This is a genomic window from Mesorhizobium sp. M0136, assembly GCF_040322515.1.
Lineage (GTDB): Bacteria > Pseudomonadota > Alphaproteobacteria > Rhizobiales > Rhizobiaceae > Mesorhizobium.
Map to the genome: position 1 here is coordinate 43,698 of NZ_JAMYTP010000028.1, position 24,624 is coordinate 68,321.

20 protein-coding genes and 2 pseudogenes are annotated in these 24,624 nt (G+C 60.9%); 11 read left to right on the forward strand and 11 right to left on the reverse strand.

Translation table 11 applies throughout. From position 1 onward, the window contains the following. Positions 1-127: 127 nt before the first annotated feature. Positions 128-1,135, reverse strand: a complete 1,008-nt coding sequence (locus tag NKJ35_RS26580; RefSeq protein WP_352452294.1) for an AraC family transcriptional regulator — start codon at positions 1,133-1,135, stop codon at positions 128-130. A 328-nt stretch (positions 1,136-1,463) separates the two neighbouring features. Here NKJ35_RS26580 and NKJ35_RS26585 point away from each other — a divergent pair. The 5 genes and pseudogenes from NKJ35_RS26585 to NKJ35_RS26605 all read left to right on the forward strand — a co-directional run. Further along, a pseudogene (locus NKJ35_RS26585) lies at positions 1,464-1,824 on the forward strand (FAD-binding oxidoreductase); the annotation flags it as partial. Between the two features lie 789 nt (positions 1,825-2,613). Then, on the forward strand, positions 2,614-2,745 hold the full coding sequence (locus NKJ35_RS26590) for a BBE domain-containing protein (RefSeq protein WP_352650386.1): 132 nt from the start codon (positions 2,614-2,616) through the stop codon (positions 2,743-2,745). A 473-nt stretch (positions 2,746-3,218) separates the two neighbouring features. After that, positions 3,219-4,259: a glycosyltransferase family 2 protein gene (locus NKJ35_RS26595; protein WP_352650388.1), complete on the forward strand. Its 1,041-nt coding sequence runs from the start codon at positions 3,219-3,221 to the stop codon at positions 4,257-4,259. Next, the gene (locus tag NKJ35_RS26600) at positions 4,234-4,926 is read left to right on the forward strand and encodes a class I SAM-dependent methyltransferase (RefSeq protein WP_352650365.1); all 693 of its coding nucleotides are present in this window, start codon (positions 4,234-4,236) and stop codon (positions 4,924-4,926) included. Before NKJ35_RS26595 ends, NKJ35_RS26600 begins: the two co-directional genes overlap by 26 nt. After that, the gene (locus NKJ35_RS26605) at positions 4,919-5,359 is read left to right on the forward strand and encodes a GtrA family protein (protein ID WP_352650367.1); all 441 of its coding nucleotides are present in this window, start codon (positions 4,919-4,921) and stop codon (positions 5,357-5,359) included. The genes NKJ35_RS26600 and NKJ35_RS26605 overlap by 8 nt, the downstream gene beginning before the upstream one ends. Here NKJ35_RS26605 and NKJ35_RS26610 read toward each other — a convergent pair. Further along, positions 5,356-5,988: a hypothetical protein gene (locus NKJ35_RS26610; RefSeq protein ID WP_352509452.1), complete on the reverse strand. Its 633-nt coding sequence runs from the start codon at positions 5,986-5,988 to the stop codon at positions 5,356-5,358. The genes NKJ35_RS26605 and NKJ35_RS26610 overlap by 4 nt on opposite strands. Then, on the reverse strand, positions 5,975-7,132 hold the full coding sequence (locus tag NKJ35_RS26615; protein WP_352509451.1) for a putative hexosyltransferase: 1,158 nt from the start codon (positions 7,130-7,132) through the stop codon (positions 5,975-5,977). Before NKJ35_RS26615 ends, NKJ35_RS26610 begins: the two co-directional genes overlap by 14 nt. Positions 7,133-7,441: 309 nt before the next feature. Here NKJ35_RS26615 and NKJ35_RS26620 point away from each other — a divergent pair, with 309 nt between their 5' ends. After that, positions 7,442-8,182 carry a gamma-glutamylcyclotransferase gene (locus NKJ35_RS26620; protein WP_352650369.1) on the forward strand — a complete coding sequence of 247 codons (741 nt, stop codon included), beginning with the start codon at positions 7,442-7,444 and terminating at the stop codon, positions 8,180-8,182. Here NKJ35_RS26620 and NKJ35_RS26625 read toward each other — a convergent pair. The 8 genes and pseudogenes from NKJ35_RS26625 to NKJ35_RS26660 all read right to left on the reverse strand — a co-directional run bounded on the left by NKJ35_RS26625 (position 8,169) and on the right by NKJ35_RS26660 (position 18,926). Next, entirely contained in the window at positions 8,169-10,151 is a 1,983-nt protein-coding gene (locus NKJ35_RS26625) for a glycoside hydrolase family 127 protein (protein ID WP_352650370.1), read from the reverse strand. The two genes, NKJ35_RS26620 and NKJ35_RS26625, sit on opposite strands and share 14 nt — an antisense overlap. A gap of 27 nt (positions 10,152-10,178) precedes the next feature. Beyond that, positions 10,179-11,036, reverse strand: coding sequence for a carbohydrate ABC transporter permease (locus NKJ35_RS26630; RefSeq protein ID WP_254817449.1), 858 nt, complete (start codon positions 11,034-11,036; stop codon positions 10,179-10,181). Continuing rightward, entirely contained in the window at positions 11,036-11,962 is a 927-nt protein-coding gene (locus NKJ35_RS26635; RefSeq protein WP_254817448.1) for a carbohydrate ABC transporter permease, read from the reverse strand. Before NKJ35_RS26635 ends, NKJ35_RS26630 begins: the two co-directional genes overlap by 1 nt. Positions 11,963-12,495: 533 nt before the next feature. Next, the gene (locus NKJ35_RS26640; RefSeq protein WP_352650371.1) at positions 12,496-13,749 is read right to left on the reverse strand and encodes an ABC transporter substrate-binding protein; all 1,254 of its coding nucleotides are present in this window, start codon (positions 13,747-13,749) and stop codon (positions 12,496-12,498) included. 69 nt (positions 13,750-13,818) lie between these two features. Continuing rightward, on the reverse strand, positions 13,819-14,874 hold the full coding sequence (locus NKJ35_RS26645) for a LacI family DNA-binding transcriptional regulator (protein WP_352650372.1): 1,056 nt from the start codon (positions 14,872-14,874) through the stop codon (positions 13,819-13,821). 210 nt (positions 14,875-15,084) lie between these two features. Next, positions 15,085-16,482 carry a DUF6600 domain-containing protein gene (locus tag NKJ35_RS26650; protein ID WP_352650390.1) on the reverse strand — a complete coding sequence of 466 codons (1,398 nt, stop codon included), beginning with the start codon at positions 16,480-16,482 and terminating at the stop codon, positions 15,085-15,087. A gap of 204 nt (positions 16,483-16,686) precedes the next feature. Next, positions 16,687-16,909 (reverse strand): annotated as a pseudogene (locus NKJ35_RS26655) (LacI family DNA-binding transcriptional regulator); the annotation flags it as partial. An 85-nt stretch (positions 16,910-16,994) separates the two neighbouring features. Continuing rightward, the gene (locus NKJ35_RS26660) at positions 16,995-18,926 is read right to left on the reverse strand and encodes an ATP-binding protein (protein WP_352650373.1); all 1,932 of its coding nucleotides are present in this window, start codon (positions 18,924-18,926) and stop codon (positions 16,995-16,997) included. Between the two features lie 151 nt (positions 18,927-19,077). Between NKJ35_RS26660 and NKJ35_RS26665 the strand changes: the two genes are divergently transcribed. The 5 genes from NKJ35_RS26665 (at position 19,078) to NKJ35_RS26685 (ending at position 24,518) form a co-directional block, all read left to right on the forward strand. Continuing rightward, positions 19,078-20,343, forward strand: a complete 1,266-nt coding sequence (locus NKJ35_RS26665) for a hypothetical protein (RefSeq protein WP_352650374.1) — start codon at positions 19,078-19,080, stop codon at positions 20,341-20,343. Beyond that, the gene (locus tag NKJ35_RS26670) at positions 20,343-21,458 is read left to right on the forward strand and encodes a hypothetical protein (RefSeq protein WP_352650375.1); all 1,116 of its coding nucleotides are present in this window, start codon (positions 20,343-20,345) and stop codon (positions 21,456-21,458) included. The genes NKJ35_RS26665 and NKJ35_RS26670 overlap by 1 nt, the downstream gene beginning before the upstream one ends. 169 nt (positions 21,459-21,627) lie before the next feature. Further along, positions 21,628-21,951 carry a dihydrofolate reductase family protein gene (locus tag NKJ35_RS26675; protein WP_352650377.1) on the forward strand — a complete coding sequence of 108 codons (324 nt, stop codon included), beginning with the start codon at positions 21,628-21,630 and terminating at the stop codon, positions 21,949-21,951. 78 nt (positions 21,952-22,029) lie between these two features. Beyond that, positions 22,030-23,760, forward strand: coding sequence for an adenylate/guanylate cyclase domain-containing protein (locus NKJ35_RS26680; protein ID WP_352650378.1), 1,731 nt, complete (start codon positions 22,030-22,032; stop codon positions 23,758-23,760). 221 nt (positions 23,761-23,981) lie between these two features. After that, positions 23,982-24,518, forward strand: a complete 537-nt coding sequence (locus NKJ35_RS26685) for a dihydrofolate reductase family protein (protein WP_352650380.1) — start codon at positions 23,982-23,984, stop codon at positions 24,516-24,518. The last annotated feature ends 106 nt before the right edge of the window (positions 24,519-24,624 follow it).

A 24,624-nucleotide genomic window follows, 5' to 3' on the forward strand; every position in this document is an offset into this window, starting at 1 on the left:
CGAAGTCTGACACGCCTCGCCGAAAGCGTCGCGGCGGCCGGTCATCGTCTACCGCTTTGTGCCAGGGGCTTTCGAGCATTGGGACGCTGCACGCAGACCGAAGCGTCAACGCCCTGCCAGTTCTTTCCTATTGCACGACGCCAGCGGGCAATTTCTGAGCCTCGAGCAACGCCGAGCGTCCCTTTCGCCAGGTGCCAGGTGGAATGCCGACGAACTTTTTGAAGGCGCGATTGAAGGCGGCTTCCGACTCGTAGCCGACCTCGGCACCCGCTTGCGCGATGCTCATTTCGGGCCGTTCGAGCAAGCGTCCTGCCAGTTGCAGACGCCAGCGAGCAAGATAGTGCATGGGGGAGACCTCGACATAGTGGGTAAAGCGGCTCGCAAATGCCGTGCGCGAGAGCCCTACTTCGCGGGCGAGCCGGTCCAATGTCCATTCCTCCCTGGGGCGAGCGTGGATGAGCCGGAGCGCCTCGCCGACATGTGGATCCCGTAGGCCTGACAGCCAGCCGCGCGAATCGTCGGGGAGGGTCTCGAGATGACGGCGGATGATCTCGACAAACATCAGCTCACTCAGCTTGGCGAGTATCGTTTCACAGCCCGCCCGCCCACTGCCACCTTCGGCCAGCGCCAGCCGAAAAAGGTCGATAACCCAGCTGCTTCCATCGGCGGGCTTGCGGGCGCACAGGATGGCCGGCAACGCGGCGAGGAGAGGATTGAAGGGACGCGCATCGCAGCCAAGATACCCGCAAATGAACCGGGTCCGCTCGTCTCCGCCGCCACCATGGATCACCGCGAACGGCAGGCTCTCGTCTATCGGCCGATAATACATCGCCATATTGGGTTCGCCCCGCGCCCCCGGCGAGGAGCTCAACACGTTCGGAACACCACCGGGGAAGACAACGACATCACCGGCGTTCACGAGCACCGGCGGCACCGAATCGTCTCCCAGCGCGGCCCAGCACGAGCCCGACATCACGGCATGAAAAGAAATGATGTGCTCTGCCTCCGGCATGACGGCGGCGGCAATGTCGGCCGTGCCCGGCGACTCGCCGACCCAGGGAGAGCTGGCGTCGACGTCGAAATAGATCGCACCGGTGAGGCGAACGGCTCGGAGCACATCGGAAAGGACATCCATGCACTACACCTCCGGAAACGATCGGCTACTCCCTTTGACAACGAGTTTTTCCGCCAGGCATCTCGAACTATCCGGCAATATGGCCGCCCGGGCAACTATCCATCCGGTCTAATCCTACTCTGAACGATCGGGCAACAGAAATGGACGATGTGACATTTGCGGGAACAGCGGACGGGATTAGCGTTTCGTCGGCCGGCCGACAGGTCCAATAACAGGGAGGAATGTCATGAACGATGAAGACATCACCAAATTCGCAGCAAGCCTGCGAGGCGAAGTCATCCGCGCCGGCGACGCCGGCTATGACGAGGCCCGCAAGCTCTACAATGGCATGATCGACAAGCGGCCGCTGATCATCGCCCGCTGTGTCGACGTCGCCGACGTGATCACAGCGGTGAATTTCGGCCGCGACAACAATTTGCTGGTTGCGGTACGTGGGGGCGGCCATAACGGACCAGGATTGGGGAGTTGCGACGACGGTCTGGTGATCGACCTGTCGGCGATGAACGGTGTGCGCGTCGATCCGGATGCCCGCACGGCGCGGGTAGGCGCGGGCTGCACTCAGGGCGACGTCGACCATGCCACCCATGCCTTTGGCCTGGCCCGTACCGGCTGGCATCATTTCGACCACCGGGGTCGCCGGACTGACGCTGAGCGGCGGCCATGGCTATCTGACGCGCAAATATGGCCTGACCATCGATAATCTGATCGAGGCCGATGTCGTGCTTGCCGATGGAAGCTTCGTCACCGCCAGCAGGGAGCGGAACCCCAACCTGTTCTGGGCGCTTCGCGGCGGCGGCGGCAATTTCGGCATCGTCACCAGCTTTGTGTTCAAGCTCCACCAGGTCAGCATGGTCTTTGCGGGGCCGATCGCATGGGATCAGCGCCACGCCCGCACCATCATGCAGCATTACCGCGAGTTCCTGCCGAACGCGCCCGAGGAACTCGGGATCTTTCTCGGGCTCAAGACCGTCCTCTCGAGCGCACCGTTCCCGGAAGAGTTTTGGGGAAAGCGGATGTGCCTGCTGATGTGCTGCTACAACGGCCCGGAGGAAAAGGGCAGAGAGGCGCTGGCCCCGCTGCTCGATGCGCTGCCCGCGCCCTGGTTCAACTGGATGGGAACGATGCCCTATCCCGCAGTGCAGAGCATGTTCGATGGGCTCTACCCGAAGGGAATGCAGTGGTACTGGCGGGGCGATTTCGTCAAGACGCTGTCCGACGAGGCGATCGAGGCCCATCTCGAGCAGGCGGCGAAGACGCCGAGCGAGCTATCGCTCATGCACCTCTACCCGATCGACGGCGCGGTCCATCGCGTCGGCAAAGACGAGACACCCTGGAATTACCGGGATGCGACCTGGTCGATGGTCATCGCCGGGATCGATCCGGACCCACAGAAAGCCGGGCCGGTGACCCGCTGGACCAAGGCCTACTGGGAGGCCGTGCATCCGTTCGATCTGGGTGGCGCCTACCTGAACTTCATGATGGATGACGAGGGCGAAGGAAGGCTCAAGGCGGCTTATGGCTACAATTATGAGCGCCTGGCCTCGCTGAAGAAGAAATACGACCCAAACAACCTCTTCCGGGTGAACCACAACATTCGACCGGCTGCTTGACGGCGGCGACCGGCCAGGCCGGCAAGTGTCGTACCGGTTGCGGGGCCAGCTAAGCCTCGGCCGGTACGATAAGGCGGCCGGTCAGGGCGCTCGCTAGCCGGCAAGCGGGATACTCGGCCGCGCTCGCCGACCGTGTTCCATGAGCGATGTCCGGCATGCGTCAAAAGCGGTCGGCCCGCACCCTTAGGGTGACCCGCAGCCCGCTTCAATCGGCAAGTCCGGGAGTAGGCCTCGCGGTCAACGCGTTATGCCTCAACGACTGTTTCTCGCCAGGCCGATCGCGCCAGCAGCCACCGATAGTTTACGCCTCGATGTGGACGTCCGACCTCACGACGACACCCTCCAGTGCTCATCGAGAACCGGTATTCCCTCCAGAATTAGATAAATTAGCAGTTTCTTAAGTGCCTTTGGAACTTTGTAGCTTGCGTTCCATTTTCAACCGCATGCGAGAGTCTGTGGTCCACGACCCTGGAATGACGGTGAACAGGTCACCGCCTCGCTACTCGCTGGTCCTGCCCATATACAATGAAGAACAGGTGCTGCCTCGGCTGATCGAGCGGATCAGTTGGCTGATCGGCCGGCTGGACGGCGACACGGAGGCCATCTTCGTCGATGACGGAAGCTGCGACGGAAGCGTCGAATACCTGCGAAAGGTGGTTGCCGCCGAGCCGCGCTTTCGGCTGATCGAATTTTCCCGCAATTTCGGCCACCAGATGGCCATTACCGCCGGTATGGATGCCGCTGCGGGCGATGCCGTCATCGTCATGGATGCCGACCTGCAGGATCCGCCGGAGGTCGTTCTCGATCTGGTGGCAAAGTGGAAGGAAGGCTTCGAGATCGTCTATGCGCGCCGAGTCAAGCGCGACGGCGAATCCCGGTTCAAGCGCTTTACGGCAAGTCTTTTCTATCGCCTGCTGGAGAAAATGACGTCGGTCGATATTCCGCGCGACGTCGGCGACTTTCGCCTGGTCGGCCGCAAGGCGCTGGAAACCTTCAAGCATATGCCCGAACATGACCGCTTCGTCAGGGGCATGTTCGGCTGGATGGGCTTCAAGCAGACGGCAGTGCCATTTGAGCGCCACGCGCGAACCCTGGGCCAGACCAAATACCCGTTCTGGAAGATGATGCACCTTGCGGTTCACGGCATCGTCAGTTTCTCCGAGAAGCCGTTGCGCCTGGCGCTCTGGGGCGGATTGGCCATTTCCGCGCTGGCGGTGGTCTTTGGTGCCTACGCCATGTTTGCCTGGTTTTTTGAAGCCGGCGTCATTGCCGGGTGGACATCCACGGTGGTGATCGTGTCGCTCCTGTGCGGCATTAATCTTTTCATGACCGGCGTGGTCGGGCTCTATGTCGGCAGCATCCACGCCGAGGTGAAACGCCGCCCGCTGTACGTGATCGATCGGCTCACCGGCTTCGACGAGGCGATGCGTGCCGTCTCTGGTAAGCGCCGCCAATCGTTTCACAAGCCCAGGAGTGGAGTCCCCGCCAATGGGCGAACTCTTCGACAGCTATAATTCCAACTATGGCGAGGCGGTCGAAGGGTCCATCCGGTTTTCCGGACTCAGGCACGACTTCTTCCTTATCGCCAAGGCGGACCTGCTGCGGCGTTTGGTGGTCGAGCGAAAGCTTCGGCAGGGTGGGTCGGCTGTAAGGGCGCTGGATGTCGGCTGCGGCATCGGTTCGCTCCACCCCTATCTCGACGGCGCTTTCGACAGCCTCGATGGTTGCGACGTCTCGCAAGACTCGATTTTGCGCGCCAGCCAACACAATCCGCGTGTGGCCTACAGGACCTGCAGCACGCAGGGGCTGCCTTATGAGGACGGCACGTTCGATCTGGCTTTCGCCAGTTGCGTCGTCCATCACGTTACGCCCTCCTCCTGGCTCGATTTCTTCCTGGAAATCCGGCGCGTCGTGCGGCCAGGCGGCATCGCCTGCATCATCGAGCACAATCCCTATAATCCGATGACGCGCCTTGCGGTGTTCCGGTGTCCGTTCGATCAGGACGCAGTCCTGCTCAAAGCCGCCAGAGCAAGGTCCCTCTTTCAGGAAACAGGCTTCAGCGACATCCGCTCCGAGCATTTTCTGCTGCTACCCTCGGCAACGCCCTTGGCCAAAAAGGTCGAGCGCCTGCTTTCCGCCCTGCCGCTTGGAGCGCAGTATGCGTGCAGTGCGCATGTCTGAGCGCCGTTCGACCGGCGACGCTGGGCTGAGGCTGCTGGCGCGCTTCGGGTCGGTCGGCATTGTTGCAACGATCCTATATGCAGTGATGGCCACCGCTTTGGTCAAATGGCAACGGTTCGGCCTCTCGCCGGTCGGTGCCTCGCTCGCGGCTTATACCGCTGCCGCCCTGTTTTCTTATCTCGCGCATAAGTTCGTGACCTTCGCGTCGAGCGGATCGCATCGATCGGAGGCTCCGCGTTTTCTGTTGTTGACGGCGACAAGCTTCGCCGTTGCCTACGCGGCGCCGGCACTTTTGACCGCGAAATTCGGCCTTCCACCGATCATCGCCATCCTGGTTACATGCTTGCTTGTTCCGGCGGTCAATCTTCTCATGCTCGACCGCTGGGTTTTCGCGCAGCGAAGACGCGGCCAGCAGCGTGATCGCCTGCCCTAATCCGCCTCAATGGGATCGAGCCGGAGCGACAACAATTTGATGGAGCGCTTGTAGATGTTGCTGGCGGCCGGACTTGGCGGAATGCCGTCGAGGTAGTCGAAAGCGATGTCGAGTGTTTTAGCCTCGGCGAGAGCCGCCGGTGGGATAACGAACGAGACCGTTCGTGGCTCTTTGCCGGACAGCGTGACCGCATGCGCCCGAACGCGGTTTACCGAGATCACGACCCTTTGCGTGACCTGTGGCGGGCGAATGACGGCGGCCATTTGCAGCGTAGCCGTCAGGCCGTCGCGGAGCGGCGGTATCTTCAGGCGAAGCCGCGAGGTCTCGCCCAGCGAATGGGTGCCGTCGGCTACCGGTCCCGACCAGCCGCAGACCCTCATGCCGGCTGCCTTTTTGGCTCCGTCGGACCGGAACGACACCGTCTGGCCAAGGGTGTAGCTGCCGACCGCATCGCGATTGAGGCAGGTTGTCATCCAGTCGATGTAATAGGCGCGATAGTCGGCATTGACGTTTGGATTGACAGCAAGCGCAAGGATGATGACTTCCGCCCCGGCCAGAACCGCCGCCAGCGTGTAGCCGCCAAGCGAGGCCGCGCGCCGATGCGGGCCCGGAGTGCTAGACCAGGGCAAGATAGCCCCCGATCCATGCCACCGTCATGAAATAGCAGGCGCCAAGGAAGAGACCCAGAGCCGAAAGAAAAGTCAGCTTCGACGCCGACAACAACGTGGTCAGCAACATTGTCAGAGGCGCCAGCCCAATGACGTATCTGACCATGGAGGCCAGGTTCGTGATCAGCGGCAGGATGATGCAGCAGGCGCAGAACAGCGCGGCGCCATATTGCCTGCGAACCGCCAGAACCGCCGATAATGCCAGTCCTATGAGTGCGGCGAGCGCGCTCCATTGCGGCGCCGTAGGCAGCCATCCAGTCGTCGGAACGGCCGAGAGTCCATCCCATATGAAGGCGAGCGGATTGCCCGCCACCCGTCCAAACGCGCGCTGGACGTGCAGGAAGGCAAAGCCGTCCCCGACCGTCAGATAGAGGAACAGGATGTAGGCGAACAAGCCGGCAGGCGAGATGAGAATTGCAACGAGCAGATCCGGTCGGCCAAGCACCCAACGTGGGAACGAAAGCGCCGATCCGCCCTTTGCGCGGTAATCCCTGAACATCTGAATGACGGTCGCAAATACAACAAGCACTCCGACGAGCCTGGTTGCCGACAGCAGAGCCGATGACAGCCCCGCGGTCAGATAGCTGGAGCGTTTGAGTGCCAGAAAAACGCACGACGTCAGGAGCACGAAAAGAGGTTCGGTCAGGAAAGTCGTGAAGTGAAAGGAGAACGGGCCGCTGAGCAGAAAGGCGCAATACAGCACATAAGCGCGCATGTTCTTCTCGAGCAGCGGCCACGCCACCAGACAGGCCGCGTAGCTGCACGCAATCGATGCGATCGACGCGAGCAGTATCGTCGGCAAAGGGAAAACAGACCGGATTGCCGCCACCAGCATCGGATAGAGCGGAAAGAAGCCCCAGCGTCCGACATTGCTCTGGCCTGGAATGGGAAAGCGCTCATAACCGTGTTCGGAAATGTCGACATACCACGCGCAATCCCACCGGCAGAGCGCCTGGGCATAGGCTGCGAAGCCTGGTTCCGCCGAGATCGAGGCAAATGCCGCATAGCGAATGGCCAGTCCACCGACGACGAACAGCAATGGCACCGCCACGACGGCGACCGCAATATAGCGACCGCCGGGACGCGCGACAGCTTCGAGCGCCACAATCTGCCTCCACCCGTTCAAGTGACTGGCGCCACTCAAAGCTAGATGACGCGCGCCCGGGCGAATTCAAGGCATGCATTTGGCGGCTCAAATTGGTGATACCAGCGATCCGGCGTCCCTGAGCCAGACCAGCATCTCGCTGCATCACGTTGAAATGGGTTCAGTCGACGCGTTTAACCCGTCGCGTAGGTATTTGTGCAGTCAAGCTGTTGTACACGACAGTTCGAATCCTGATACCGCGCTGGTGTACTCGGCCCTTGAGAATCTTTCAGCCTTCGGCAACATGGCGGCAAGGCTGAGAGCATGAGGATGAGCAAGGTCATTTCCGCCGCATCACGGCGTTCGCCGCGCAAGACACCGATGGCGCTGACCGAGGCGCAGGTCGCCCGCACCTTGCGTGCGGTCGAGGATGCCGGGCCGACACCGGGCATGGTCTACATGACCGATGCCGATTACGCGCGCATTCGCGACGAGGTGTTGGCCGGCGCGCCGGCCGGGCCGTTGAAGCTGTTCGCCTATGGCTCGCTGCTGTGGAAGCCGGCCGGCGAGGTCAGGGGTGGCGAACGGGCCGTGGCGACGGGCTGGCACCGTTCGTTCTGTTTTACGGTGCAGCGCTTCAGGGGCACCGTCGAGCAGCCCGGCCTGATGATGGCGCTCGACCGCGGCGGCCAATGCCAGGGCATGGTGTTCGAGATCGCCGAGCCCGTGGCGGCCAATCTCGAAGCGCTGCTGCGCCGCGAGATGACCATCCTGCCCTCCGTCAACGTGCCGCGCTGGCTGCAGGTCAGGACAGCCGACGGCATGGGCCAAGCGCTTGGTTTCGTTGTCGATCGCGCCAATCCGCGCTATGCCGGCAAACTCGACAAGCGAGCGATAGCGGCGACCCTGGCCAACGCCGTCGGCCATTGGGGTTCGGGCGCCGAATATCTGTTCGAGACCATTCGCCATCTCGACGCCTGTGGCATCCGCGACCGCAATCTCTGGCAGTTGCAGGAACTTGTGGCCGAGGAGATCGGTCGGGCGCTGCCGCCGGGCTTCATTCGTCCCTGAGCCAGACCAGCATCTCGCCGGGGTCGCGGTTGTCCCAGGCGAAATACGGCACGGCGGTGAGCTTCGCTTCCTCCACCGCAGGCGGTTCGGTGCGGTAGAGCCCCTCTTCCCAGTTTTCGAAAGCCTCCTTTTTGGCGATCGCCGAAAGTGTCACGACGCCGCCCAGAAGGTTCGGCTGCTGATGCGCCTCGATGTCGGCCGTTCGAGGCAGGGCGATGCGGTGCAGCTGGCTGGAATTGTCGGTCTCCTCGACGCAATAGATCAGCGGGCCGCGCGCCAGTGCGACGCGGCCGATATCCTGCCGCACCTGGGGGTTGGCGTATAGACGGTCGACCGCCATTTCGAGGTCGAGCTCGACGCGGTCGCCTTTGCGCCATTCGCGGCGGATCGCGGCATAACCGTCGCTGGTGACAGCAGCCAGATCGACATCGGCGCCGTTCACCTTGAGCGTTGCCTTGCGGCACCAGCCCGGCAGGCGCAGGTGCAAGGTGAACGCGGTCGGCGCTTCCGGTTCGACGGAGATCGAGACCGCACCGTCCCAGGGATAATTGCTGGTCTGGCTCAGCTCTATTTGCCGGCTCGCGATATCGAAACGAGCCGTGCCGTTTCCATAGAGATGGACGGCGAGTGCGTCGTCCGACAGGCCATAGAAATAGCTGCCGATCGAGGCGACCATGCGCCCGACATTGGGCGGGCAGCACGGGCAGCGATGCCATTTCCAGCGGTGGTGGGCGCCGCGGCTTTCGAGCGGATTTTCGTAGAAGAACAGCGAGCCGTCGAGCGACAGCCCCGAGATCGAGCCGTTGTAAAGCGCCCGCTCCATGATGTCGGCATAGCGCGCATTGGGACCCATGCCGAGCATGCGGCTCGCCCAGAACACCAGGCCGACCGAAGCACAGGTTTCGGCATAGGCGGTGTCGTTGGGCAGGTCGTAGTCGGCGGTGAAACCCTCATTGTGCGAGGACGGCCCGAGGCCGCCGGTGACGTAGAGGTTCTTGGTCATGAGATCGTCCCACAGCCGGTCGAGCGCCACCCGTAGCGTGTCGTCGCCATATTCGGTGGCGATGTCGGCCATGCCCGAATAGAGATACATCGCCCGCACCGCATGGCCGACGACTTTATCCTGCTCGCGTACCGGTTTGTGCGACTGGTTGTATTCGTAGGTCTTGAAATGATACGCCTTCGGGTCGGCGCCGCGGGCCCGCGCCTCCTCGTCGAAATAATGCGGCTCAAGTCCCCGCTGGTCGATGAAGTATCTGGCAAGCTCCATATATTTGCGCTCGCCGGTCGCCCGCGCCAGCTTGACCAGCGCCAGCTCGATCTCCTCATGGCCGCAATAGCCCTTTTTCTTGCCGGGCTCGGGACCGAACGTCTCGGCGATATGGTCGACATAGCGGCACATGATGTCGAGCAGCTTGCGCTTGCCCGTGGCCTGGTAGTAGGCGACGGCCCCTTCGATCAGATGGCCGGCGCAATAGAGCTCGTGGCAGTCGCGCAGATTGGTCCAGCGCAGGCCGGGCTGGATGCGCTGGTACCAGCTCGACAGATAGCCATCGGGCTGCTGCAGCTTGCCGTACATATCGATGACGGCGTCGATCTTCTTCTCCAGCTCGTCGTTGCGGCGGCGGTAGAGCGAATAGGCGGCGGTCTCGATGGTCTTGCCCCAATCCGAATCCCAGAACATCTGCGTCGTCACCGTCGATCCGGTGAACTCGTTGCCGGCGGTGGCGGCCTCGTCCGGTGAAGGTGAGTGGAAGGGAATGACGACGCCCGGCGACGGCCGGTCCGGGTCGATCTGCTCGAGCATGCGCGCCTCGACGCAGCGGTCGTAAAGGATGCCGGCGGTCTTCGAGGCGACGGCATCGACGCGGTCGCCCCAGAAGCCGCGCACGTCGACCTGCGGCACCGGCAGCGGGCGGAAGGCGAGTTTCGGCTTGGCGCCCTGACTGGCGGATTGCGATGCGGTCATCAATTCACTCCGGTTCGGTTCGATTGGTCACTTCACGGCCCCTGCCATCAGGCCGCGGATGTAGAAGCGCTGCAGCAGCAGGAAGAGCACCAGGCACGGCACCATCATCACGGTGACGCCGGCCTGCACGGCGCCCCAGTCGATGGCGCCGAAGCGGCCGGACTGGAGTGCGGTCATCATGATCGGCAGCGTGAATTTGGACTGGTCGGTCATCAGCACGAGGGCTGCCAGAAACTCGTTCCAGGCGCCGAGGAAGGCGAACAGCGCGATGGTGACGATGCCCGGCCAGACCAGCGGCAGCATCACCCTCAACAGCATGGTGACATTGTTGGCGCCGTCCATGCGCGCGGCCTCCTCGATCTCGCGCGGCACCGCGTCGAAGGCGTTGCGCATCATGAAGATCGAGAACGGCAGCTGCAGCGTGACGTAGACGCAGACCAGCCCGGTCAGCGTGTTGTGCAGGCCGATTTTTGTCAGCACCAGGAAGATCGGCGTCAGGATCGACTGGAACGGGATCATGATCGTCGACAGGATGACGACGAAGAGCAGGTTCTTCAGCGGAAAACGAAAGCGCGAGAAACCGTAGCCGGCGAGCACGCTGACGATCACCGACAGCACCACGGTCATGACCGAGACGTAGATGCTGTTTTGCGCCGGCAGCCAGAGGCCATCGCCGAAGGTGTTGAGTGTGGCGTAGTTCTCGAGCGAGATGCCGCTGGTCGGCCAGGGCGGCAGCGGCGGCTGGCGCGCTTCCTGCGCCGGCTTGAAGGCCGAAAGCACCGTCCAGGCGATCGGCGCCAGGAACAGAATGGAGGCGATGATGCCGGTCGAGTGCTCGGCAATCTGCATGCCGATGCGGCGTTTGCGGCTCCTTGCCTGCGCCATCAGTCGACCCCCTCGGGCTGGCGCAGCAGCCGCAGCTGGATAAGGCTGAGCGCCACCAGGATGACCAGCAGGACCATCGAAAGTGCCGCGCCATAGCCGAGCTTGAACGACACGAAGGACTGGTTGAAGATCCAGTAGACGGCGGTCAGCGTCTGGTTGCGCGGGCCGCCGCGCAGGATGATGTAGAACTGGTCGAAGGCGAGGATCGAGCCGGCCACCGACAGGATCAGCGCCAGCGCCAGCGTGCGGCGCATCAAGGGCAAGGTAATCGCCCGGAACCGCGCGAATGGCCCTGCCCCGTCGATCATCGCCGCTTCCTGCAGATCCGGCGGGATCGATTGCAGGCCGGTCATCAGGATGATCATGGTAAAGCCCGCCACCTTCCACACCACCATGGCGATGATCGACCAGAAGGCCGGCTGGAAGGTCGCCAAAAGGTTGAATTTCTTCTCGGTCAGGCCAAGCTCGAAGGCGGCCGGGCTGAACAGGCCGGAATCGACATTGAGCAGCCATGACCACAAAAGGCTGGCCGAGGCGAAGCCGATGACCGCCGGCATGAAGAAGGACGTGCGGTAGAAGCCGGTCAGCTGTCGCGGCCTTTCGATGAACAGCGCCAGCGGAAAGGCGACGGCGAAGATCGCGATCGTGACCACCACCGTGTAGTAGCCGGTGAACTTCAGCGCGTTCCAGAAGCGGGTGTCGCGCAGGATCGCCCAGTAATTGTCGAGCCCGACAAAGCTGTGCGCGCCCATCAGCGGCCAGTTGTGCAGCGACATCCAGGCCGTCATGCAAAGCGGCACGATGAAGAAGACGACGACAAGCGCGACGGCCGGCGCGACATAGAGCAGGCCGATCCACTGCCGGCGGCCGGCGCCAACGAGTTTGCGGGGGCGCGTCGGGGCGGAGATTGCTGTGATGGTGGTCATGGCTGGCCGCTCGCCTTCCCTTCTCCCCTTGTGGGAGAAGGTGGATCGGCGCGCAGCGCCGAGACGGATGAGGGGTGTTGGACGGATCGCCGTGGGTGCCAAGCTGGAGCACCCCTCATCCGTCGCCTTTGGCGACACCGCCCGGGGGCGAGCCACTGGTCTCGCCCCGTCCTTCGGACCCCACAAGGGGAAAAGGGGGAGCCAGCATTGCAACGGCGTACTGTGATGGTGCTCATGCCTGTTGTTCCATTGGCGGGACGTCCCCCTCCCCCTCGAGGGGAGGGTCCGGCCGAAGGCCGGGGGTGGGGTCCTCCGCGAAGCGCGCCGACATCAAAGGAGCGTCGAGCACGGCCGCGATGACCCCACCCGAACCTGCGGTCCGACCTCCCCTCAAGGGGGAGGTTAAGGGGCTGCCGGGGGTGGGGTCCTCCGCGAAGCGCGCCGACATCAAAGGAGCGTCGAGCACTGCCGCAACGACCCCACCCGGACCTGCGGTCCGACCTCCCCTCGAGGGGGAGGTGGGCGCCGGCGCTTTACTTCTGCGGCGCCGAATCGATGATCGACTGCATGGTCTCCTGCGCATTGGCGATGGCGCCGTCGACGTCTTCGCCGAAGAAGACCTCGTTCATCATCTGGTTCCACGGACCGTTGGCCGAGTTGATCAGGTCGTTGAACACCACCGAATAGGGCGTGCGGCCCTTGGCCATGGCTTCGGCGGCAACCTTGTAGCGCGGGTCGAGGTCTTTTAGCGCCTCATTGGCGATGTCGCCGCGCACCGGCAGGCTGCCGTATTTCGCCAGGATGGTCTGGCCCTCGAGCGAATAGGCGAAATCGAGGAACTCCTTCACCACCGCGACCTTGGTGGTGCCTTTGGTGACGACGAAATTGTCGCCGCCGGCAAACGACGACCATCCGCCGTCCTTGCCCGGTAGGAAGGTGATGCCGTAGTCGATATCGGGATATTGCGTGTTCAACGCGCCGATGGCGAAGGCGCCGGACGGCGAGATGCCGATATTGCCGGTGGCGAAGGCGGCAAAGAAGTTGGAGCCGGTGTCGGTCTGCGCGCCTGAAGGCACCAGGTCCTTCTTGACCATCGAACGGTAGAGGTCGATGGCGCCGCGCATCTGCGGCGTGTCCAGCGTCGCCTTGGAGCCGTCCTCCGTCAGGATGTCGCCGCCCGAGGCCCAGATCAGCGGCGTGAAGGTGAAGATGTTGCAGCCGCCGCAATTGCCGGAGAAATAGAAGCCCTTGATGTCGCCGCCGAGCGCGTTGACCTTTTCGGCGTCGCTCTCGATCTCGGCCCAGTTGGTCGGGCCCTTTTCCGGGTCGAGGCCGGCCTGCTTGAACAGCTTCTTGTTCCAGATCAGCACCGAGGAATCGGCCGAGAACGGCAGCCCGTAGATGCGGCCCTTATAGGTGCCGGTCTTGACATGCGCCGGCGACAGGCTGGCGAAATAGGGCAGCGATTTCGCCCAGTCGGTGATGTCCTCCAGCTGGCCGGCGGCGGCGAAGGACGGCGTGTAGATCAGGTCGAGCGAGAGTGCATCCGGCGCGGTGCCGCCGGCGGCGGCGGCGCCGTATTTCGGGATGATTTCGGCATTGGGGATGATGTCCAGCTTGATCTGGTTCTGATGCCCCTTGTTGAAGGCATCGACGATGCGCGGCATGAAGTTCGAGCCGTCGGCGCGAACCCAGATGTTGGCGGTGTCGGCGGCGGCCGGGCCGACTGTCGCCAGCGTGCCGAAAATGCTCGCCGCGATGGCGAGCCCGGTAATGGTGGTTCTCATGCTTCTCCTCCACATGGTTTTAACTCGGCCGCGCCCCAGCGCTTTGCAATCGACACGGCCCGTTTCGTTTCAGCCGTCCGGCGGACGGCCGCATGACTGACGCACCACCAGCCGGCACGGCAGTTTTCTGATGCCCGGCACAGCGGGTTCGCCGCCGACGAGCGAAAGCAGGGCAAGGCCGGCCTCGCGGCCAAGTGCTGCGAGATTCATGTCGACCGAGGTCAGCGGCGGCCGGGTCGCCTCGGCGACGATCTGCCAATTGTCGAAGCCGATGACGCCGACCTCGTCCGGCACGCCGATACCGCGCTCGCGCAAGGCGTCGATGACGCCGCGCGCGATCTGGTCGTTGCCGCAAAACACCGCATCGGGTTTTTCGCGTGTGCCGTCGAACCCCTCGCCGTCGAACAATTTTGCCACCGCCTCATGCCCCCACGCCTCCGACCACGAGCCGAGCAGCGGCTCCAACACCGGCAGGCCGTTCTCGGCCAGCACTTCGCGATAGGCCTCGGCGCGGGCATGCACCACGGCAAAACTCGCGGGGCCGCTGACATGGGCGATGCGCCGCCGCCCGAGCCGACAAAAGTGCTCGACCGCCAGCCGCGCCCCGCCGGCATCGTCGGACACGAAAGCGATGGCGTTTGGATCGGGCTCGGTAAAGGCATAGATCGCCGGAATGCCGAGATTGGCGAGGTCGACCGGCAAATGGCGGTCGATGCGCTTGCCGGTGGCGATGATGCCGTCGACGCGCTTGTCGAGCATGGCATCGACATGCAGCTGGGCAAGGCGCGGGTCGTCCTCGACATTGCACAAAAACACCGAGACGCCGGCATCGACCAGCGCATCGGAAACGCCGGCCATCAGCGGCAGCGAAAAGCGGCCATAGGTGTCGTTGGTCAAAAGCCCGACGGTAAAGGAGCGCCGCCGCAACAGGCTCTGCGCCAGGCTGTTCGGGCGAAAGCCAAGCCGCTGCGCCGTCTCGCGAATCCGGGTCCGCGTCTCGGCCGTCATCCGCCCCTGCCCGTTGAGGGCCTTCGAGGCGGTGGCAACGCTGACGCCGGCAAGTGCCGCCACCTCACGCAAGGTGACGGGCTGCTTGGCGGGTGCTGGCTGCGCATCGGACGCCATGATTTCGATATCGATCCTCCCAGGTGGGAAAAGCTTTTCTCTTATGGCCCCTCAGGGTGCTGATTGGTGATGTCAGCGGATGGGAGGCGACTTGGGAAAAGGTTTTCTCAAGGGAGAGATTAGGACGAAGGATGTGGGGATGGCAAGGGGGAATGGCCGCTCAGCGGCACCGCGATCGAATAATCGCGGTGCCGCAGTCTAACCGTACGGCTAGCAACTCTCAGTCTGCGGATCGCACGCCTTGTTTTTCTGCTTCTCCGGCTTGGGCTTGGCCGCCTGTTCCGGCTCGGCTTGCTGCTGCTCGGCGGGCTGCTCCTTGGCCTTCCGCTTCTCAGGCTTGGCCGCCTGCTCGGGCTCGGCCTGCTGCTGCTCGGCGGCGGGCTGCTTCCTGGTCTTCTGCTTCTCAGGCTTGGCCGCCTGTTCCGGCTCGCCCTGCTGCTGCTCGGCGGGCTGCTTCTTGGTCTTCGGCTTCTCAGGCTTGGCCGTCTGTTCCGGCTCGGCCTGTTGCTGCTCGGCGGCGGGCTGCTTCTTGGTCTTCTGCTTCTCAGGCTTGGCCGCCTGTTCCGGCTCGCCCTGTTGCTGCTCGGCGGCGGGCTGCTCCTTGGCCTTCGGCTTCTCAGGCTTGGCCGCCTTGCCAGGTTCGGCCTGCTGCTGCTCGGTGGTCGGCTGCTCGCCGGCCTTCGGCTTCTCAGGCTTGGCGGTTTCTTCGGGCTTGGCCTGCTCGGTCGTTGCAGCGCCTTCGGTCGGCTTCGATTTCCGGCCAGCCTGAACCTGCTTCACCTCCTCGATGTCTTTGAGCTTGGCTGGTTTGGCCTTAGGGTCGGCTTTCACCTCGCCCTCAAAGACAGCGACCGTATCGTTTTCCAGTTTGCCGGACCGCTCGGGCGCGTCGGTCTTGCTGACCTTGACGGCAGTCACCTTCTGGTTCGTCTCCTTTTCGATCACATCGACATCAATGACTTTGTTGATCACGACGTTGTTCCGGATCGTCACGTCGCCGGCCGGCTCGGCCGCCTCGACGATGCGCACAAACTCCGGCTCATCACGGATGACGACGGTAGAAACGTCCGCGGCAAGGAATTCGCGGGTGGGAACCACAACCCAGTAATAATCCGGCGTCGTGTCGAAGGTCACCTCGATTGAAATCAGATCCGGATCGCGGCGCGGCGGCAGCGGAGCCCAAATCATGTGCTCCCTGTCACGACGCCAACTCACCCATGCCGGCGCCCAGCGAGTGCCCGGAACCCAATACCAGCCGATATCGTCGGCATAGCCCCACCGGCCGTAATGGTACGTCGCCCAGCCGAATGGCTCGTCGGATACCCACAGCCAGCCATACTGCTCGGTATAGACCCAATGTCCAAGCGTATACGGACGCCAATCGTCAGGCACATCGACCGGCACGAAAACGGTCGCTCCGTGATACGACACCCAATCGCCGTAGGAAGACAGGTCTTCATAGAATGTGCTGATCGAAACGGTGGTGGCAGCCCTTGCCTCTGACACAAGCGACAATGGCGCAATCGGGTTGGGAATCTCGACGACCGTGAGCAGACAGGCGGCGCCGAGCATCAGTCGCACCGCATGTTGGGCAAGGACGCGTTTCATCGTAATCTTCCTCCGAAACAGATCGCCCTTCATCCTACAAACCCGCCGGCTGCCGGATTGTTCCATTTCGCCGATGCGATCCGCGTCCCCTCCCGCAGCGGCTTGGCATCGCACGACGACATTTGGGATCAGAGTTGCTTCATGAAGGCGGCGGCCATCACAAATGCGCGCCGAAGGCGCGGCGACAGGTCGTTGGTCAGCGGGCCCGACGGTAAAGGAGCCGCCGCAACAGCCTCTGCGCCAGGCTGTTGGGGCGAAAGCCAAGCCGCTGCGCCGTCTCGCGAATCCAGGTCCGCGTCTCGGCCGTCATCCGCCCCTGCCCGTTCAGCGCTTTTGAGGCGGTGGCAGCGCTAACGCCGGCAAGGGCTGCCACTTCGCGGAGGGTGACGGGCTGCTTGGCAGGCGTTGGCTGGACGTCGGACGCCATGATTTGGGTCATGATCCACCCGGATGGGAAAAGCTTTTCTCTTATGGCACGGCGGGGTGGGGCGGACTGAAGCAATTGCTCCCCTTCATGCGGACGCGGCAACGCCAACCAGTTCCAGGTCGCCCTGTTTGTTAGCCAGTCCCTCCACATATTCTTGGAGAAATGGCACGTCAGCAAGCTTAGCCCGCAGACCCAGCATTCGCGCCTGAGCTCTGCGGATGAAAACGTTGTAAGTCATTGGAACAATTACTACGTTGCCACGCGTCGTCGGCTCGTTTTCGCCCGCTTCGATGGCTGATCCAAGTACGAAGCATGTAACCGACGTCGCGTCTGAGATGTGCCCACCATTCTTCAGTATTTTTGCGTAGTTCCAAGGCTGGGTAATTTGATCAGAGCCGATTCCAACCCCCGCCCTTTTTATCTCGGCGATCACCAGCCGATCAGTGCCAATAACCTCGCCAGACGAGTCATAGCTATCTCTGCTGTAAAGGCCGACGCTCCCATCGGGGACAATTACGTAGTCGGGTCGCAGTCGGCTGATGGGAGAACTAGCGCCGAAAAATTTCCGAACGACCTCTGTCATTCCCTTGTTAGACGTAAATTCGATGCTCTCATATTCAGGACCGAACACCCACAGCGATTTATCAATCAGAGGCTGAAGATCGCCAACTTCAGACATGCTAGGATCACGGAGCTTCACATCCAATTCCGCAATCAGTTTCAGACGGCTTTGGATCTCGTCCAGTGCGTCCTTCGCCAGTCGAATGGTCCAGTCCTGTAAAATTGAATCAAGTGTATCGAAGTCATCGGCGGCAAAGTCATGGAGCTTGCTAATAACCCCGTATTTGGAAGTCGCGGCTTCAAGGGTTGCCAAAATCCCCGCGACTTGCCCAACCTGATCCACCGTGATCGACGGGCATGCGTCGACAACCCGGTCGACGAACTGGTTCCACCTCTCACGGCCAGCCGGCGGTAGCTTGGCGACGCTCTTGAAGTGAGTTTCCCTAACTGTTGCCTTCGCCTCTCGCCGCTTATCCGCGGTGAACTCAGAGAGGGTCGCTTTTATGGCGTCATGAACTCGCGGTCGCGTTTCTTTCCAAGCGACCGAATCAGCGTTGAAACCAGTCCAGTCGGGCGTAACAGCATCGTCCAAAAAGTCCGCGAACACGATAAAAAGGAACCGCTTCGCTTCTGAACTGCGTCCGTCAAGGATACGTTCGTGATCGAAACCTACCCAACTCGGCGAACCGACCAGCCGAGACTTCACGCGCCATGCGATACCATGTTGCTTCGTGGTCTTGTCAGACTTCAAGCTGTCAATAACCACAATTTCAGCAGTGCCATGACCTGGCACCTCGACCTTCACACGGTCCATACTATGTCTTGGAATGTCGTCGAAGGTGACCCTCGTACCATCGATGAACACTTCGAAATTCGGATCGGCGAGGAAGCGTGTACCAAGTACCTCCCTTGCCGTTTCAGCCGCCATTGCCAAGTTGGAAACCGACGTAGCCCTTATCTCGGTACCATGGGTAGAATGATCACGTTGTTGCGAGGCCACTCGCCTCAATTCGAACGGCTGTTTAAGGCCGCGTTTCACTTCACATGAGGTCTCCAGGCCGTCTCGCCAAGTTGCGATAACATACGGGTCCGAAAACCTGAACGCCGCATGTCGCCCCCTGCCGTTTCTTCCGTACGGGTCGCGAGGCGCAAAATGATTCAGTTCAGGCGGCGGGGCCGTCTTGTTCCCCTCCATGCTGAGTTTGTCATAATCTAGAGTACCCCAGCGTTGCTGGAATTGATCGGCTGTCATTCCCTTTCCGTTGTCGCGAATAGAGAACAAACTGCCGGTTGCTCTGTTTGGCCAAGTGATCTCAACCTTGGTTGCAAAAGCGTCCCACGCATTCGCAACAAGTTCGACAATCGCCACGCCCGTATCGGTGATAATCGGTCCTGCATACCGATCCAGAAACCGAGAATCGAAGAGAACGCCTTGCTCAGACTTTAATTGGTCCAAAATGCCCCCCCAAGAACGTCCGAATAAACCGCCCCTCAAACGTTTAACCTATTGCAACGCAGAGCTGAAGAGGGAATTGATAGCCTTGATTCAACTTCACATCATCGCCTCATAAAGAGCAATGGGTGTTACGATTGCGGCAGGGGGTACCATGGCGAATGGCAACGATAACTTGCCCAAAGGAATCGTAGGCGCGTGGCTTCTACACCATGATCAGAAGCTGCTGAACAGCAAAACAACAAGCTTCGAGAATATCGCCCTTGCAGGCCGTGCGTCGCGCCTCCTTTCGGTTGTTTCGAAAGAGGATGAATCCAATGTTTCAAATGAACGCGTCGGTGAATTGGCGAACGGGATTGGCATTCGCCGACTTGAGATAAAAGGCCTGCTTAGTGAGTTGGAAGAGCAAGGTCTTGTCGCGCAAGGAAAATCCGGCGTCACGGTACTCGGCGTGACCCAGGCACGTCTACTCGACCACGCCGCCGATATTTTTGACTCGCAGGAACCTGACGGATTGGAATTGGCTGCGATCGATCTTGCGGAGCGCGGTAGCCACAGCCCACTCAGGCGGTCAGATTGCGAAGAAGAACTGTCTGACACCTACGAGTTGTCAGAAGCAGAGACGGATGATTTGTTCAGCCAATCGGAGCACATTGGCTTCGTTGATTATGAGAATTCTGGGGTAGATAGACTTTATTTCAATGGATCGCTGTTTAAAAGAGATCAGGCGCAGAAAGCAAAACGAATACTAGAGAGTCTGACGGCCGAAGAGAGAGAGAAATTAATACATGTAGATAGTCTCTTGAAGGCACAGGGATGTCTACTAGCAGCAGCCGTGAGGCAACTGCTAGGTGATAGCCTGTGGAGCAAGATGCACCAGATCGGCTACTTTGAGGTTAGCATTGTTTCGAACGAGCGAGGACCAACTGAGTTTGTCACAAAACCCGAGGCGTTAACCAAGTTCGTGCCCGGGGGGCTGGCCGACGTGCTGGATGATGCCAAAGCACTGGCCAGCAGCTTGACCTATGGGATTGTAAAAAGCTCAGACATTCGTGGACGCATCAAGGACCCGAGTGCCCTAATCAACGCGCTGATCGGTCGTGGCTTCGTAGAGGGGTGGGCTCCAGCTATCCGCCAAGACTACCAAATTCTTGAACGACGTAACGTCGTGCAGGTTACATCCTCGTCGCAAGGCCACCGCCTAACTTTGTTAAAGCCAGAGATTGGAGAAATGGCGAAGGACCTGATCCTGCGAGGCGATGCCTCTGGCACAGCAGCGGAAATGATCATCGGCACTCAGGCCGCACAATTCTACGGTCCAGAGGCTGCAAGATCGGCTGAGCGTGATAGGAAGAAGGATGTTCCCGAAGCAAAAACCGCCACTTCGCGCGCGTTGAATATCTTGAGGAGAGCGAACTGATGTCGGCACAGAAAAATCAGAAAGTCGACAAAGGCGGCGCCGCCGAAGAAGCGCTAAGGGAGTATTTCAAAAGCCTCGGTTCATTCGTGTTGCGCGGGATTCCCGTTCGCGAAGCTGGCGAAGATGTCACCGATGTAGATTTGTGGGTTTATACCCGTACCAGCGCGCATGCGAGGCATGTGAGTATCGTCGATATCAAGAACAAGAAACGAGGCAAGGCGTTCGAGCGCGCGATTTGGGTAAAGGGCCTGCAATCAGCTCTTCGAGCGGACGAGGCGATTATCGCGTCGCAGGGAGCGAAGGACTCCGTTTATGCGTTTTCCAATAGGCTGAACGTCAGAGTGATCTCAAGCTCCGTCTTCGATGCCATTGTGAAACGCTATGCAGGCGAGGATCAGCGTTTGTCCAATGAAGAGGTCGATGAGCTTTGGAGAATGATAGCTGTCGGCTCCGCTAACCTCAAGGTTCAGATGGATTCGGTAAAGGTGGAAATATCGCGAGGAATTTCGTTTCCTGCGTTAAACCACTGGGTGGACGAGGCGGCTAACTTGCTAAAGTTGGCCGTCGAGCGTGAACGAAAGCCCGGTCCAATAACTCGTGCAGCTTATATGTGCAGCGCATTGGTTGGAATCGGGGCAGATTACCTGGGCAAGGAGCATTCCTTATCTGAGGTTTCGATGCGCCAGGAGTATTTCCGTCAGGGACTTTTGTTCGGTCGAACGGATGCAGCGGCCAGCAAGAGCTATGTACAGTTCGCCGAAAATGTCGTCACCGAGTTCTTTGATCCAAGTGGCGCTACCGCAGCTCGCATACGCGCAGGATTCGAGACTGCCGTCGAAAAAATGCCTGTGCAGGGCTTGGTAGAATTCTTTGCTAAGCCAAACGTTGGGACGGAACTCCTTAAGGGGGCGATTGGTCTTGAGGCGGCGTGCTTCTCGCGAACAGTTCCTCACCCGTCAGAACTCGGTAGCCTGGAAGCAAAAACCATCATTGGATTAGTCAGTGATTACGCGGGACTAAGAAGGAAGGATGTCCTTGGGGCCTCGGCCACTGAGAGGCAATCAAAATCCGCTGGGGTCGAGACGGCCCCAGCGCAGCGAGGGTTACTGTTTTAGCAAACGGGCAATGGATTGCCGCACTAGGCGATAATCCTTCCGTTTGCGCGGGGTGTCTTCGGGCATAAGCCGATAGGGCTGTTGGACCTGAATGAGCGGTCTCGCTGACATCAGCAAAAACAACAAAGCGCCGGATATTTTTCCTCTGACGGCAGAAGGGAACCCGCCCATGCCAAACCTCATCGTCACCGAATTCATCAGCGTCGATGGCATCGCCGAGGTCGAGAAGCTGCCGGGCGTGACCTGGAACGATGAGATGCAAAAATTCAAGGAGGATGAGCTGGCCAACAGCGGCGCCATGCTTTTGGGGCACATGACCTATGAGATCTTTGCCGGCTCGTGGCCCAAGGAGACCGGAGACTTCGCCGACCGGTTCAATGCGCTGCCGAAATACATCGCCTCGACGAGCTCGGCGCCGCGCCTCCCGCCGTTGATGCGATCGGCAGCCACCAGGCGGAGGGTTCTGATCCGCCCTTTCCTGCTGCTGCGGTAGGAAGACTTGATTCAGCCACAAGCCCAAATTGCTGGATTTGGCGGCCCAGGAAGCGTAGGCTTGGTTTTTGGTTCAGCGATGGAACAGAGACTAGCCGCAATTCTGGCTGCCGATATGGCGGGCTACAGCCGGCTAATGGAGGCCGACGAATCGGGCACGCTCGCACGCCTTCGGACCCATCGCATAGAACTGGTCGATCCCGCGATCGCGAAGAACAAGGGCCGGATCATCAAGACCACCGGAGACGGCATGCTCGTTGAGTTCCAGAGCGTGACCGACGCCGTGAAATGCGCCGTGGAAATCCAACAGCGCATGAAACGGCGCAATTCGGATGTGCCGCAAGAACGGCGTATCGAATTCAGGATCGGCATAAATCTCGGCGACATCATTTTCGACGATGAGGATATTTTCGGCGACGGCGTCAATATTGCCTCGCGCATCGAGCAACTCGCCGACGTCGGCGGTATCTGCGTGACCGCAGCGGTGGCGACCCAAATTGCCGACCGTCTCGAAATTGCCATGGAGGACCTGGGCGAGAAGACGTTGAAGAACATCAGCCGCCCGGTTCGCCTCTATCGCATCGGGCTTGACAGTCCTGTCCTGCCGGAAGTCGAGGCAAAGCGATCCATCTCGAAACCTTCGATAGTGGTGCTGCCATTCACCAACATGAGCGGCGACCCCGAGCAGGAATTTTTCGCGGACGGACTGACCGAGGACATCATCACCGAACTGTCCCGCCACCATGAGTTGTTCGTCATCTCGCGCAATTCCAGCTTCGTCTACAAGAACCGCGCCGTGAATGTGCGCGAGGTGGCCGAGAAACTCGAGGTCCAATATCTGGTGGAGGGAAGCGTCCGCAAGATCGGCGAGAGGGTGCGCGTGACGGTTCAGCTCATCGACACCGCGAATGACGCTCATATCTGGGCAGACAAATATGACCGGAAGCTGGTCGACATATTCGCGATTCAGGATGAGGTGACGGCGGCGATCGCAGCCACGCTGCCCGGTCGTGTCGAGGCGGCTCAGCGGGACCAGCTCGCGCGGGCGAAACCTGCAAACATGGCCGCGTATGAATGTGTGCTCGCTGCCAAGGTGCTGCATCACCGAAGCACGATTGCGGATAATGAACGCGCGCGAACCTTGATAGAAAGGGCCGTCGCGCTCGACCCCGATTATGCCCATGCCCATGCCTGGCGGGCCTGCATTCTTGGCCAGGCCTGGGTCCATAACTGGTGCGAAGACAGGGATGCCGTCTGGAACAACATCATGGCGGCGCTGGACAGGGCGCTGGCGCTGGACAACAACGATGCCGATGTCCACCGCATTCTCGCGGCAGTGAACGTGAACAACAATGAGCTGACCACTGCGCGCTACCATCAGGAGCGGGCGCTGGCCCTCAATCCCAATTACGACCTCGTGGTGGTGCAGCAAGGCGAGTTATTGACGTGGCTGGGGAGGCCGGAGGAGGGAATTGAATGGATCCGCAAGGCCATGCAGTTGAACCCGCACCACCCGGAGAGGTTCTGGAGCCATCTGGGAAAGGCGCATTTCGCCGCGCGCCAGTATGGCGAGGCGATCGAAGCTTTCATGCATCTGTCGACCATGGACTCGGTTCAGCACGCCTTCGCCGCTGCCTGCTACGGCTGGCTCGGCGACGAAATCGCCGCCGCGGCGCATCTGGGCAAGATCAGAACCCTCGATCCCCAATTCGACCTCGATTCATTCATCGCCACCCTGCACTATGCCCAGGAGTCCGATGTGCAGCACATCCGCGAAGGACTGCTGAAAGCCGGTATCGCCCGCCTGTAGGCAGTAATTACGAACCAGCTCCAATCGGGGACAGGCAAAAAAGACCGGCCCCACCCGATGCGGACCTTGTGGCATGACCGAACGACGGGCAGGCCGGAGAAAGCTTTTCCCACGGTATCGGTCTTTGGAAGCGGATAGGAAAGCCCTCCCCCTGAAAAAGTGCCGCGCTAGTTGACGGAGCAGTTCGCACAAGACCCGCGCTCGGCAGAAAGGAACCCGCCATGCGAAAACTCATCGTCACCGAATTCATCAGCGTCGACGGCATCGCCGAGGTCGAGAAGCTGCCGAGCGTCGCCTGGAACGATGAGATGCAGAAATTCAAGGAGGACGAGCTTGCCGACAGCGGCGCCATGCTTTTGGGACGCACGACCTATCAGATATTTGCCGGCTCGTGGCCCAAGGAGACCGGAGATTTCGCCGACCGGTTCAACGCGCTGCCGAAATATATCGCCTCGACCAGCTTGCAGGCGCTCGACTGGCAGCCGGCCGAGCTGCTGACTGGCGCGTTGCCGGACGCGGTCAGAGGCCTGAAGCAAGGCAGCGGCGGCAACATCTATGTGCATGGCAGCCTCAGCGTCGCGCAGGAATTGCTGCGCCACGGCCTGGCCGACCGCATCAGGCTGCTCAGCTATCCCGGTGCCGTCGGCCAGGGCAAGCTGCTGTTCCCGCCCGGCGCACAATTGCCGCTCGAGCTGATCTCGGCCACGCAATTCAGCAACGGCGTGGTGGCGCTGGAGTATGCGGCTGGGATGGGGTGATGAGCCAATCTCCCCCCTTGAGGGCCTGTTGCGTAATTCGCTGATTGTGATTCTCTGAGACGAAGCTCGGAGGGAATCGCGATGGCAGTGAAGCAGATGGGCCAGT